The sequence below is a fragment of the Hymenobacter ruricola genome (genome assembly GCF_015694525.1).
Taxonomy (GTDB): domain Bacteria; phylum Bacteroidota; class Bacteroidia; order Cytophagales; family Hymenobacteraceae; genus Hymenobacter; species Hymenobacter ruricola.
The window spans coordinates 57,746-70,644 of the sequence record NZ_JADQDM010000020.1 but is presented as its reverse complement, the minus strand read 5'-3'; the positions used below and the strand labels follow the sequence as shown (position 1 = coordinate 70,644).

Annotated in this window: 10 protein-coding genes; all 10 read right to left on the bottom strand. The window is 62.2% G+C overall.

Going from position 1 to position 12,899, the window contains the following annotated elements:
- Positions 1 to 4: 4 nt before the first annotated feature.
- Positions 5 to 499 carry a DUF4385 domain-containing protein gene (locus tag I2H31_RS22700; RefSeq protein WP_196295347.1) on the bottom strand — a complete coding sequence of 165 codons (495 nt, stop codon included), beginning with the start codon at positions 497 to 499 and terminating at the stop codon, positions 5 to 7.
- An 816-nt stretch (positions 500 to 1,315) separates the two neighbouring features.
- On the bottom strand, positions 1,316 to 2,950 hold the full coding sequence (locus tag I2H31_RS22695; protein WP_196295346.1) for an Ig-like domain-containing domain: 1,635 nt from the start codon (positions 2,948 to 2,950) through the stop codon (positions 1,316 to 1,318).
- Complete coding sequence (locus tag I2H31_RS22690; RefSeq protein WP_196295345.1) at positions 2,934 to 3,227, bottom strand: hypothetical protein; 294 nt, start codon at positions 3,225 to 3,227, stop codon at positions 2,934 to 2,936. The genes I2H31_RS22695 and I2H31_RS22690 overlap by 17 nt, the downstream gene beginning before the upstream one ends.
- A complete protein-coding gene (locus I2H31_RS22685) occupies positions 3,227 to 4,132 on the bottom strand; it encodes a class I SAM-dependent methyltransferase (RefSeq protein ID WP_196295344.1) in 906 nt (301 codons plus the stop codon). The genes I2H31_RS22690 and I2H31_RS22685 overlap by 1 nt, the downstream gene beginning before the upstream one ends.
- Positions 4,133 to 4,296: 164 nt before the next feature.
- Complete coding sequence (gene mnmG, locus I2H31_RS22680) at positions 4,297 to 6,165, bottom strand: tRNA uridine-5-carboxymethylaminomethyl(34) synthesis enzyme MnmG (protein ID WP_196295343.1); 1,869 nt, start codon at positions 6,163 to 6,165, stop codon at positions 4,297 to 4,299.
- Positions 6,166 to 6,358: 193 nt separating this feature from the next.
- Complete coding sequence (locus I2H31_RS22675) at positions 6,359 to 7,093, bottom strand: GNAT family N-acetyltransferase (protein WP_230687998.1); 735 nt, start codon at positions 7,091 to 7,093, stop codon at positions 6,359 to 6,361.
- Positions 7,094 to 7,288: 195 nt separating this feature from the next.
- Positions 7,289 to 7,786 carry an rRNA maturation RNase YbeY gene (gene ybeY / locus I2H31_RS22670; protein WP_317192262.1) on the bottom strand — a complete coding sequence of 166 codons (498 nt, stop codon included), beginning with the start codon at positions 7,784 to 7,786 and terminating at the stop codon, positions 7,289 to 7,291.
- Between the two features lie 15 nt (positions 7,787 to 7,801).
- Entirely contained in the window at positions 7,802 to 8,248 is a 447-nt protein-coding gene (locus I2H31_RS22665) for an ATP-binding protein (RefSeq protein ID WP_196295342.1), read from the bottom strand.
- Between the two features lie 166 nt (positions 8,249 to 8,414).
- Positions 8,415 to 11,954 (bottom strand): DUF4175 family protein, encoded by a 3,540-nt coding sequence (locus I2H31_RS22660; protein ID WP_196295341.1) that lies wholly within the window; start codon positions 11,952 to 11,954, stop codon positions 8,415 to 8,417.
- Between the two features lie 138 nt (positions 11,955 to 12,092).
- Complete coding sequence (locus I2H31_RS22655; protein WP_196295340.1) at positions 12,093 to 12,863, bottom strand: exodeoxyribonuclease III; 771 nt, start codon at positions 12,861 to 12,863, stop codon at positions 12,093 to 12,095.
- Positions 12,864 to 12,899 lie beyond the last annotated feature (36 nt).

Sequence of the window (12,899 nt, the reverse complement as noted above, 5' to 3'; positions counted from 1 at the left end):
TCCCTCACTTCCCGTATTTCTCGATGAAGGCCTCCTTCTGGCGCAGGTATTCCGGGTTGGCCTTCGCCTCGTCCCATTTGCGCTTGAAAATGGCGGCGGCCTCCACTTTGTCCGCATCGGGATGAGTGGTGCGGGGCAGCTCGGCGCGGCCGTGGGCGCCGCTCTGGCCTTTTTTGTCGTCGGGCACGGGGCCGGCGTACTTCTTGCCGCCCTTGTGGTTGGCGTAGCGCCGGGCCCGCGTGAAGCCCATCTGGATGAACTTCCGGGCCATGTCGGCCCCCACAAAGTCGTGGGCCTTCAAATACGCCTCAAACAGCGCGTAAATAGCCTCCGACGACTCCTGGGCCACCGCCGCGTCTTTGAAGCGCCAGTGCGGCAGAATTTCGCCCTTGTAGGGCTGCACCAGCAACACACCCTGCTCGCCCCGGCCCACGCGGTACAGCTCGGGGTGCTGGCGGAAGTCGACGGTGTGGAAATCGAGGGTGTAATCGAAGGGCATAGTCGGGGACGATTTTATCCACGCTTTACGCAATTTGTGGAAAACCGGCAGTTGGCTTGGGGAAAGCTTGCCGCTTCAACCTGAAAAATGCCCGAGGCTCGGAAGGGTCCGGGCCCGGGCAAACCCTTGAATCGGGCCTGGACCCTTTTCCGGGTTTTCCCCACTTTTAATTTTTGATTAAATTTTTTTCTAAAAAACTCTTTTTGTTTCCACTCATTAGGGACGTTGATAAGTGGATAAGCGCAAGAGGTTATCCCCAGCGGGGAAAACGTGGGGGTAATGCAGGCCTTTTCCACGTGCTATCCACCGGCATTGTGGATAATATTTCACTGATTAATAAGTGGTTGTAGTATTTTTCAACATCTCCTCCGGGTTTCCACATTTTTATTATCCCCGCCTAAATGGGCCTGTGGGAAGGGCCGCTGGTACGGGGAAGTTATCCCCGGTTATCCCCGTGGAAAACCTCCTGTGCGGGGTGCCAAACGGCCAAAAAAACTTGTGCCCGCTTTATCCCCCGGCCAGCCCAATGTTTCCACCAGGTTATCCCCGAAATTTCCCACACCGCCAAAACCGTGTGGAAAAGCCCGTGGAAAAGAGGTGGATTACCGCCCAAAATCCGCTTCAGTAACTGGAATCGGCCATAAGTTTTCCACGAAACCGGCCGCATGGCGGCCGCCGGCCCCGCCAAGTGACTCTGTGGCCGCAACGGCCACCGCCCGCCAGCAAAGCGCCCCGCCGGGGCAATGCGCGGCTTCCGGTAGCCGGCATTGCCCCAGCGGGGCGTTGAAAAGGGAAGATTTTGCGTAAAAGGCTCGTCTAGAAACTCAGTGGCTCCACCACGTCGAAGCCGGCGCGCACTTGGTGGAGGCGCGGGTCGAGGTACACGGGCTCGGCCGGAAGCAGCAGGTTGGGGTCGCCGCCGCGCCAGTGGCCGTCGCCGTCGGCGTCTATCAGCACGCGCAGGCGGTAGGTGCCGGGCGGCATGTCGGCGAACAAGTACTTGCCTTTGGGCGAAGCCAGGCTGCTCACCACCTGAAATTTGTCGTCGAGCAGCTGGAGCTCGAAGTTCTTTTCTTTGGTGGCGATGGTGCCCGACAGGCTCGTGGACACATCCTGGGAGCTAACGCCGAGGCGCAGGGGCCGCAGGCGCAGGCTCTGGCCCGTGACGGCGGTGATGGCCGTGCTATCCAGCTGAAATTCCAGGCGGGTGGTGGCCTTGCTGTTGAAGCGGACGGTGAGGCGGGTGCGGTCGTCGCTGAGGGCGCCGTCGGCGGGCAGGCGCAGGGGGCGGCGTTTCACGGAGTCTTCCACCAGCGTGCCGAGGGGCTGGCCGGCGGCCACGCGCACCGGCACCGTGAACAGGAAGCGCACCTGGCCTTCGGGGTACACGCTGCGCGGGTTGCCCTCCACGGTGTAGAGGGGCGGGTTGGCCACCTTTTTGGCCGTGGCCGGCGGCACCGGAAACTTTACCAGCAGGGTGTCGTGGCCCACGTTGCCGGTGCTGTCCGTCATGCTGAGCAGGTAGCGGCCGTCGCCCACCTGGGGCGTTTTGAAAAGAATAAGGGCGCGGCCGCGGTCGGTGAGCTGCAAGGCCTCGGCCACCGCGGTGGCCGAAACGCCGGCATCGAGCGGGGCCAGGGCGGCCGTGCGCAGGGCTTCGTTGAAAGCCAGGCGCAGCTGCGTGGGGCTGGGCGTGCGGGTGGTGAGCAGCGGCGGGCGCCGGTCGGGGCGGGTGAAGGCGAGGGCAACGGGCTGGGCGGTGCTGCCGGCCACGGTGATGGGCGCGGGCAGGTAGGCAATTTTCTCGCCGTCGTCGTAGCGGCCGTTGTTGTTCTTGTCGCCCACGGCGTAGATTTTGTAGGTCCCGGCCTTCAAAAAGCCGAGGCTGAACTTGCCGTCCTTGTCGGTGAGCGTGGTGTAGTAGGGGCGGCCGCGGCGCACGCCGGCCGTGTCGGCTTCGCGGTAGAGGCCGATGCTGGCTTCGCCCACGGGCTTGAGGGTAAGCACGTCGGTGAGAGTGCCGGCCACTTTGCCCGAGTCGAGCACGGCGCCGGTGCTGAAGTTTAGCACCGCGTTTTTGGCCGGCAGGGCCTCGGTGATGTCCACCACGCCTTCCCGGAAATTAAAGCTGTAGGTGGTGTTCGGGTCCAGTGGCTTCTCGAAGAGCAGCGTGACGGAGTTGCGGTCTTCGCGCAGCTTATAGAAATTGTCTTCGGGCAGCTGCGGCGTGATGAACAGGTTCTTGCTCAGGTCTTTGGTGACGACGGGCTCCGAAAACGTGAGCCGGATGAACTGCTGGCTCACGTTGCGGGCCGCGCTATCGGGCGAGCTGGCGATGCGGCGCGGGGGCGTGCGGTCGCGCGGGCCGCCCAGGGGCGGGGCCACGGCGGCGCAGCTTTCAAGCAGGGCAACCAGCGCCAGCAAAGCCAGCAGTTCAGCGCGAACGGACATTATAGAGAAGCAGCGTGGTGAGCGTGAGAACAACAATGGCCGCCCCGATGCGCCAGGCCAACGGGCGCGTCACGGCATCGGTCGGCTCGGGGGTAACGACGGCGACGCGGCGGGCAGTATCGGCCACAAAGGTCGGGGCCGGCGGTTGGAGCGAGTCGGCCCGCGGCGCGGCCACGGGCGTCGGCGGCGCGGCGGGCACCGTTTGGGCGCGGGCCGCCGGCAGCAACCAAGCGGCCAGCGCCAGCCCCCTCCCCCACCGGCCGGCCGCGCGCCGCATCAGGCCGCCGGGGTGCGCCGCCCGGCCACGTACAGCAAGCTCGAATATTGCCCCTCGTGCTGCTCGGCGTATTGGTTGGATTTGTAGCCCGCCTTCAGCACCGTGAGCAGGCCGCCGGCGCGCTCGGCTTTGTGCTTCTCGCTGAGCATGCTCACGTAGTAGGCATCCAGCGGCATGGGCAGCGTTTGGCGGATGGCCAGCTTGTGCTTTTTGAGCAGCTGGGCCATGGTTTTGGGCGCGAAATGGTAAAGGTGGCGCGGTACGTCGTAGGCGGCCCACAGCTCGCGGTAGTGCTGGGCGTCGAGGCTTTCCACGTTGGGAACGGCAATGAGCAGCACCCCGTCGGGCTTGAGCAGGGCGACCAGCTGGGCCAGGGTTTCGTTGAGGGTGTGAATGTGCTCCAGCACATGCCAGAGCGTAATCGCATCGAACGTGCCGGGCTGAAACTGGACCAGGCTTTCTTGCCCGATGGGCTGGCCCAGGCGCTGGCTGGCTTCGTCGCGGGCGCGGGCGTTGGGCTCCAGGCCCGCCACCTGCCAGTTGCCCGACTTGGCCGCGGCCAGGAAATGGCCGGTGCCGCAGCCGTAGTCGAGCAGCTTGCCGCGGCGCGGCGCAAACTTGTTCAGTAAGCCCACCTTGCGGCGCATGGTGAAGAAGCGGGCCACTTTGTAGGCCTGGTTCACCAAACCCACGGCGGCGCTGTTGTGCGACACGTAGTCGTCGGACTCGTAGTAGCGGCCAATGTCGGCTTCGGCGGGGCGGGGGTTGGTGAATTGAAAACCACAGCCCGCGCACTGCACAATGGCGAAGCTTTCGTGGCTCACCGTGCGGTCTTCCACCACCAGCTTGTTGCGAAACTCGCTTTTGCCGCACACCGGGCAGCTTTCTAATCGTTCGTAGGACACGGATACTTCTAAATGGCAAAGCCGGCCGCGGGTAGTGCGGCACGGCAACTTTCATAGCCCGGCAAAGTTCGCAAGATTTTACGTAGCGCGGACTTTGTAGTCCGCGTCCTCGCGCAGCTTGGCAGTCGTTCGGGGACGCGGACTACAAAGTCCGCGCTACGTAACTACCGCCCCAAGTATACCATCAGAACCGATACATCGGCCGGCGAGATGCCGCTGATGCGCGAAGCCTGCCCGATGGTTTCGGGCTGAACCTTGAGCAGCTTTTCGCGGGCCTCGTGCGAGAGCGCGGGCATGGCGCGGTAGTCGAGCCGGCCCTGAATCACGAAGTTTTCCAGCTCCTGCATGCGCTCGGCCTGCTGCTGCTCCTTCACCAAATAGGTTTCGTACTTGATGTTGATGATGGCCTGCTCCAGGGCCTCCGCATCGAAAGCCGCCAGCGCGGCATTCAAAGCCGGCAGGGCGCGGCGCAGGTCGGCCAGCTCCACGTTGGGCCGGCGCAGCAGGTTCATGGCGCGGGTTTTTTCGTGGATTTCGGCTGAACCCAACTCTACCAGCAGCGGGTTGATTTCAGCCGTTTCAATGGCGAACTTCTGCAGCAACTCAGCCAACTCTGCGGCTTGTGCTTCCTTCAGCCGCACCCGTTCCAGACGCTCATCGGAGGCCAAACCCAACTCGTGGCCCAGCGGGGTGAGGCGCAGGTCGGCGTTGTCCTGGCGCAGCAGAATGCGGTGCTCGGCGCGGCTCGTGAACATGCGGTAGGGCTCGTCGGTGCCTTTGTTCACCAGGTCATCAATGAGCACGCCGATGTAAGCCTCGCTCCTTTTCAGGACGAAGGGCCCCTTACCGTGCACCTTGTTGTGCGCATTGATGCCGGCCATCAGGCCCTGGCAAGCCGCTTCTTCGTAGCCCGTGGTACCGTTGATTTGGCCCGCGAAATACAGGTTCTGCACGCGCTTGGTTTCGAGCGTAAGCGAGAGCTGCGTGGGCGGAAAAAAGTCGTATTCGATGGCATAGCCCGGCCGGAACATCTTGGCGTTCTCAAAGCCCGCGATTTCGCGCAGGGCGCGGTACTGCACGTCCTCGGGCAGCGAGCTGCTGAAGCCGTTGATGTAGCATTCCACCGTGCTCCAACCTTCCGGCTCCACAAAAATCTGGTGACGGTCCTTGTCGGCGAAGCGGTTGATTTTGTCTTCCACACTGGGGCAATAGCGCGGCCCCAGGCCCTTGATGCGGCCCTGGAACATGGGCGACTTCTCGAAGCCCTCGCGCAGGATGTCGTGCACTCGCTCGTTGGTGTAGGTGATGTAGCAGGGACGCTGCTGCGTGAGCCGCGGCGTGTCGAGGTAGGAGAATTTGCTGGGCACTTCGTCGCCGCCCTGCGCCTCCATTTTGGAATAGTCGAGGCTGCGGCCGTCCACGCGGGGCGGGGTGCCGGTTTTCATGCGCCCGGCCTCAAAGCCCAGCTCCAGCAGCTGCTCCGTGATACCGCGGCTGCCTTTCTCAGCGGCCCGGCCACCGCCGAAATTCTTCTCGCCGATGTGGATGAGGCCGTTTAGAAAGGTGCCATTCGTGAGCACCACCGACTTGCCTCGGAACTCGATGCCGAGCTGGGTTTTCACACCTACCACCGTGTCGTTTTCTACCACAATGCCGGTTACGGCTTCCTGCCAGAAGTCCACGTTGGCGATGCCTTCCAGCGTCAGGCGCCAGGCTTCGGCGAAGCGCATGCGGTCGCTTTGCGCGCGCGGGCTCCACATGGCGGGGCCCTTGGAGCGGTTCAGCATCCGAAACTGAATCATGGTCTGGTCGGTGATGATGCCCGACTGGCCGCCCAGCGCGTCGATTTCGCGCACAATCTGGCCCTTGGCCACGCCCCCCATGGCGGGGTTGCACGACATCTGCGCGATGGTGTTCATGTTCATCGTCACCAGCAGCACTTTCGAGCCGAGGTTGGCGGCGGCGGCGGCGGCTTCGCAGCCGGCATGGCCCGCGCCCACTACAATGACGTCGTATTCTTCTTGCTGAAACATATTCGGGGCACGCGCTGGGGCGCATTCAGTATAGGGAACCGCAGTAAAATGCGGAAATAGAAACAGTTCAACGCTGAAGGCGCCGCAGAGCGTTCCAGTCGTATCGGGGGCAAAAATACGAAATCAAAAACCCGCCGGCAGTTTCACGTGAAACGACTTGCGGGTTCAATAATTCAGATGTAAGCAGAACCGTTCAGCTGCTCTCCATCATTCCCTCCAAGCCCTCTGGTAGCCAGTCCGCAAATAATTCAGCCGAATGCGCTGCCACCATTTCCCAGGAAAAGGGCTGCCACAGGCCTCGGACATTGTCGAAAACCTCAGTGGCGGCGGGGCAGGCAAACAGCTTGTAATCGAATTTCGGGTAGCCGTAGACGAGGTAGCCGGGGTAATAATAATCGAGCCCCAGGTGGCGGGCGTGGTCGGTTTTTAGCAATAGCAGATACTTGCCGAGGCTGTGCTTCCGGTAGTTCGGGTCGTAGAAATTGAGAATGCCGGCCAGGGAGCGCTCGCCGCGGTCGAAGATGCCGGCGGCGATGAGGCGGTCGCCGTCGCGCAACTCGGTGACCTGGGTGTTGAACACGTTGTGCGTCTCGCCGCCGAGCAGCACAGCTTCGATGGTGGGGGCGGCATCGAAGGTGATGGAGGCGCGGTAGCGGGCGTACAACTCCTCGTATTCTTCCGTGATGCGGAAGGCGCGGACGGTGGCCGAGAAGCGTGAGTTGCGGCGCAGCAGCGCCCGCTGCTCCGGGCCCCAGCTGATGCGCCTGAGCGCCAGCCGGAGCCAGTGCGCGGTGTAGAGTCGGCCGCCAAAAGGCACGAAGTGGCAGGTGAACAGCTCCTGCTGCATCCGGTAATAGCCCTGGGCGAGGTAGAAATCCAGGGCGTCGCCGCGGATAATGGGTTGCTCGGCGGAAGAAGAGGCGGACATGAAAAGGCGTTGCTAAACAATAGAACGACTGTAGAGACGCGACCCTTCGCGTCTCGGCGCGTGAACAAATGAAATAAGCAGGTACAGGCTAAACAACGACGAGACGCGAAGTGGTCGCGTCTCTACAGCCCATACATGCCAAACGCCCGCTAAAGGCGGGCGTCGGGTGGTTTTAATCAACAAACAGCCGAAGGGCTAAAAAGTACGCAGCGACAGACAGTCGTCTTCCTTTTTGCGCATGGCCGTTTGGCTCAGCAGGTCTTTGTCGTGGTAGCCGAGCAGGTGCAGCACGCCATGAATCATGACGCGGTGCAGCTCATCGCGGAAGCTCACGCCGAGGTCCTGGGCGTTGTCGCGCACGCGTTCCACGCTGATGAAGATGTCGCCTTCCAAGATGTCGGCGTCATCCGAGTTATCGAAGGTGATGACGTCCGTGAGCGTGTCGTGGTCGAGGTACTCGACGTTGAGTTGGTGCAGGTAGTCGTCGGAGCAGAAGATGTACGTCAGCTGCACAATGCGGTGCTCGTGTACGGAGGCCACGCGCTCAATCCACCCAATGAGCTCCTCGGCGTCGGAAAGCTCGAACTCGGGCACGTCTTCCACCATGAACTCGATGCCGGGGGCTTCGTGGTGCAGCGCGCCGGGGGGGAAATTGTCGTGGTGGGGCGGCCCCACCGGCGGGTGGCTCATCATGCGGCAACGGCAGCTTTAGGCGGCGATGTGGTCGGCGTTGGACGTCTCGTCGGCGGGCGCGGCGGTGAGCTGGAAGGTGAGCTGCACGCGGCGGCCCTCCTTGCTGAACTCCACCTCATCAGCCAGGTGGCGGATGAGGAAGATGCCGCGGCCCCCGGGGTTTTCCAGGTTTTCGGGCGCCGTGGGGTCGTCGAGGTTGTCGTAGTTGAAGCCCGCGCCCTCGTCTTCGATTTCGAATTTGAGCTGCTGAGGCTCCACGTAGAGCGACAAATAGACGTTTTTGTCTTTGTCGAACTTGTTGCCGTGGCGAATGGCGTTGTTCACCGCTTCGGTCACGGCCACCATGATGTTGCCGTAGATATCGTCCTCAATCTGAAAGGTATCCTTGGAATTATCGATGAAGCTCTCGACCACACGGATATTTTCTACGAGCGACGGAATCTGAATTTTTACCTGCTTCATAAGGCGGTTTGATAGGAAGGGCGGCGGCGGGTTCGGGGCGGCAAAAATAGTCTTTTAAATGGCAAAGCGCCACAACAATTTCTGCCAGCCCCCGGCAGCCCGGTTTCGGCAGAACACTAAACACTTAACGAAACGGCGGCCGGTTTGGATGGGAGCCGCCGGCCGCCTACTTGATTTTCTGGAAATACTCCCCCACTTCGCGCTGGTAGTACGGGGTGAGGTTCGGGGGAGTACTACGTAGAAGTTCGGTCTGGCGTTCCTTGCTAACCTTGTATTTATCAAAAGCCGGCGGAAAAACCGGGGGTTTATACTGAGCCGCCTGGGCTTCACGCTTGGTGTCCTGGTCGCGCTCGCGGGCCGATTTTTCCACTTCCAGCAGGCGCGTGAGGATTTGCTGCTGGCGCATGATGGTTTCTTCGGTGAGGCGCTTGTTCACGAGGTCAGTCTCGGTTTGCTCCATCATTTTCTTGATGTCGCCGGTGCCGCCCATGCCTTGGTCGCCCTTGCCATCTTTGCCATTCTGGCCGCCTTCTTTCCCGTCTTTTCCTTCCTTACCGCCTTCTTTCCCGTCCTTGCCTTCGCCGGCCTGACCCTGGCCGGCTTTGCCGCCGGGCTTGCCCTGACCTTGCTGAAGCTTGTCGAGCTGCTGCATGGCTTGGCGCAGCATCTGCTGCTGACCGGCTAGTTTGGCCAGCTCTTCCGACATCTGCCGGCCTTGCTTGCCACTCTGCGAGAGCTTCTGAATCTGCTCGTTGAGCTGCTGCTGCATCTTGCCCATGTTGCCCGGGCCGGGCTTGCCGCCCTGGCCCGGCCCTTTGCCCTTGCCCTTCTTTTTGCCGGGCTTGCCTTGGCCGTCCTGGGGCTGGCCTTTGCCGGCCTGCTGCTCCTGCTGCATCTGCTGGAGGGAGCCTTGCAGCATCAGGGCCAGGTTGTTCATGCTGGTCATGGCCTGCTGCTGGGTGGCGGTGGCGCGGCCGGGGTCGCGCTGCTGGATGTGGGTGAGCGACTCATCCATGCGGCCGTTCATCTCGCCCACCTCACGAGTCACGAAGCTCTGGATTTTGGGCTCCTTTTTGGCCAGCGCGTACAGCGAATCCTGAATGATTTTGGCGTCGTCGCGCAGCTTGCGCTGGGTCTGGCCGAGCTGCACAAAGCGCGGGTCGGACTGGTCCACCTTGCGGAAGTCCTTCATCAGGTTTTCCTGGTCGAAGCTCAGCGTGAGCAGGTTTTCGAGGATGTCGCGCAGGTCGTCGATGTTCTGTTGGGCCTGGTCGCTCTCTTCCTCGCTCATCTGGTCGCGCATTTTCTGCGCCATCTTTTTCATGCGCTGGGCGGCGCTTTTTTGCTTAGCCGAGGCCTTGGAGTTTTGGTTTTTGCCGAGCTGCTGCTGACTTTCCTGCATGTCCTGGTCGGTCTGCTCCTGCTCGGGCTTCTGCTCGTCCATGCCGTTCTGGTCGCCGAGCTCTTTGTCCATCTGCTTGAGGTCCTGCAGGTCCTTTTTCAGGTCCTCGAACTCCTTCTGGTTTTCGGCCTGCTCCTGCTTCAGCTGTTCCTGCAGGGCTTTCTGCTCTTGGTTCGAGAGCTTATTGTCGGGGTTTTCTTTGTCGTTCTGGGCGGTTTTTTCAGCCAGCTTTTCCTCGGCCTTGGCCAGCTCGTCAAGCTTGTTGGCGGTTTCTTCCACCTTCTGCTCCAACTGCATCTGCTTGAACATTTCGAGCGCGCGGTCGAGCTCCTTCTGCAGGGTGTCTTCCTTGTTTTCGAGTTGCTGCAGCATCTTTTGCATCTCGGCGTCGGGCTGCTTCTGCTCTTCCAGCAGCTTTTTCAGCTTGTCGTACAGCTTCTTGGTTTCGGGGTCGAGCAAGTCGGCCATCAGCTTTTTCAGCTCTTCGGCCTTCTTGGCCAGCTCCTCGCTTTTGGGGTTGGCCTGGTCTTGTTTCTGCTGCAGCTGCTCGAACATCTTCTGCATCTGCTCCATCTGCTGGTTCATCTGGTTCTTCTGGTCCAGCATGTTTTCCAGCTGCTTCCGGTCCTGGAAGCTCAGGTCGCGCTTGGTCTTGAGCTTGTCCTGCGCCTTGGCCAGCTCGCGCTCCAGCTTCTCGCTCTGCTTGGCGGCCTGGCTCATCTGGCTGGCCACCGACTCCGCCTGGGCATTCAGCTCCTGGCGCATCTCGCGGCTGCTGGGCAGGCGGAATTCGGCCGGTCGGGTGCGGGTGGCCTTGGGGCCGTGCACGCCGTCGTTGTCCCAGGCCTCCACGTAGTATTCCAGCCGGTCGCCGGGCCGCAGGTTCAGCGGGTTCAGATTCCAGGTATAGGCGTAGGTACCCGAGCTTTCGCGGGGCAGCGCCAGCGCCGTGACGCGCTGCAAGCTGGGCGCCGCGTTCGGCCCCTGCCCGGCGCGCCGCAACGCATAATGCAGCTCCAGCCGCGTCAGGCCATAATCGTCGCGCACGGTGCCACCCAGCGCCAGGTAGCGGCGCGTCACCGTATCGGCAAAGGCTTCCAGCGTGAGCGTGGGCGCCAAATCCGGCACCGCGGTGAGCTGGTAGGAAATCGGGTCGCGGTTGAGGCTGGCCGGGTTTTTCAGGCGCAGCAGGTAGGGCTGCGAGCGCAGCACCCGCCGCTCGGCCACGAAGGTGCCGTCGTCACCGGTGGCGGCCAGCGTTTCATCTGGGTTCTGGAACACCAGGGCCAGTTCATCGGTAGCCGCCGTGGCAAACTCCCAGCGCACCGTGCTGCCTTCCGGCACCGTCAGGTTGCCGCCGTTTTCAATGGTTTCGGCCGCCTTGCCCGTGTAAGCCGGGTAGGTAATGTTGACTTTAAAATCACGCAGGTTGGGCCGCTCCAATACCGTCAGCTCATATTCCTGCGAGGCAAACCCCGCGCCCTTGAGTTGAAAGGTCACGTCGCCCTGCGGCTGCTCAAACGTGTAGCGAAACTGGTCGCCGTGCCCGGCCACCTTGCTCAAGCGCCGCTCGCCGTCGTTGTAGGCAATGCTTACATCGGCCGGCAAGGCCGAACCGGCCACCGCCACGTCCAGCGTAAAATCCTCGCCCCGAAACGCCGTCAGCTTGGGGTTTTTAATCAAAAACTGAAACGGCGCCGGCGGCGAATACGCCCGCTTGTAGTGCCAAATCCGCTCCGTGCCCTGCACCAGAAAACTGGGGTAAAACGCCAGCAGCAGCAGCAACACCGCCACGGGCACAGCGGCGTATTTCCACAGCGGCCGGCTCTGTTGCTTGATGTCGATGCCCTCGGCGAAGGAGATGTTGCCCATCTGGGCGGCGCGCTGCTCCAGGCTGGCGGCGATGAGGGCGTTGTCGCGGGCCTGACCCTGCAGCTGCAGGGCGTTCAGCAGCCGGTCCTGCACGTCGGGGAACAGCTCCCCTACCCTTCTCGCCGCTTGCTCGTCGCTCAGCAGCCGGCGCAGGTTGGTGAGGGCCGCCAGCGGCGTCCAAATCCAGCGCGCAAAGCTGTAAATCGTGAGGCCAATGAACCCGAACAGCAGCCCGGCCCGCACCACGGTGGGCAGGTAGAGGAAGTATTCGAGCCCGTTGAACGCCACGAAAAACGTGAGCAGCAGCCCGCCGGCCACCAGCAGCCCGCGCACCAGCAGGTTCAGGTAAAACTTACGCTTGAAGGCTTCCAGCTCCGTCCGCACCCGCGCCAACGCGGGGTACTCGGCCGCCTCCGCTCCTTGCTCTATCATCACCGCCATAAATCAGGTCTAAGTCAGGAAAGATACATCAGGACGCGGCGCTTGGTTCGGCATTGTAGCGTGGACTTTGTGGTCCGCGTCTTCGGCAGAATTTCAAACGGCGCGGGGACGCGGACTACAAAGTCCGCGCTACATCACCTCCACCCAGGCGGGGCAATGGTCCGAGTGCACCACATCGGGCAACAGACCCGCGCCGGCCAGCCGCGGTTGCAGGGCGGCATCGGCCAGCCAGTGGTCGAGGCGCCAGCCCACGTTGCGCTGGCGCGAGCCGGCCCGGTAGCTCCACCACGAATAGTGCCCCACGGCCTCGCCGTGGTGGTGGCGGAAGGTGTCCACCAGCCCGTCGTTCAGGAAATCCTTGAACCACTGCCGCTCTTCGGGCGTGTAGCCGGGGCTGTTCTGGTTGGCCTTAGGGTTGTGCAGGTCGATGGCCGTCTGGCAGCAGTTGAAGTCTCCGCCAATGAGCAGCGGCGGGGTGTTGCCAGCGGCCCGCAGCTGGGCCACGTAATCGCGAAAAAAGTGCAGCCATTCCACTTTGAAGGCCTGCCGCTCCGGCCCACTCGTGCCCGAGGGCATGTAGGTGTTCAGCACCGACACGTCCTCAAAATCCAGCCGCAGCACGCGGCCTTCGTCGTCGTAGCAGCTCCGGCCGCAGCCGTGGACGACGGCTTTTGGCTCCACTTTGGTAAAGGTGCCCACCCCGCTATAGCCCGGCTTTTGGGCCGGGTGCAGGTAGGCTTTGTAACCCAGCGCTTCGAAGCCGGAAACGTCCATGGGCTCGCGGCTGGCTTTGATTTCCTGCAGGCAGAGCACATCGGGCGCGGCGTCGGCCACCCAGTCCAGCAAGCCCTTGCTTACGGCAGAGCGCAGGCCGTTGACGTTGTAGGAGATGATTCTCATTAGTTTTACTTCAAGAAATAAGAACGTCATGCAGAG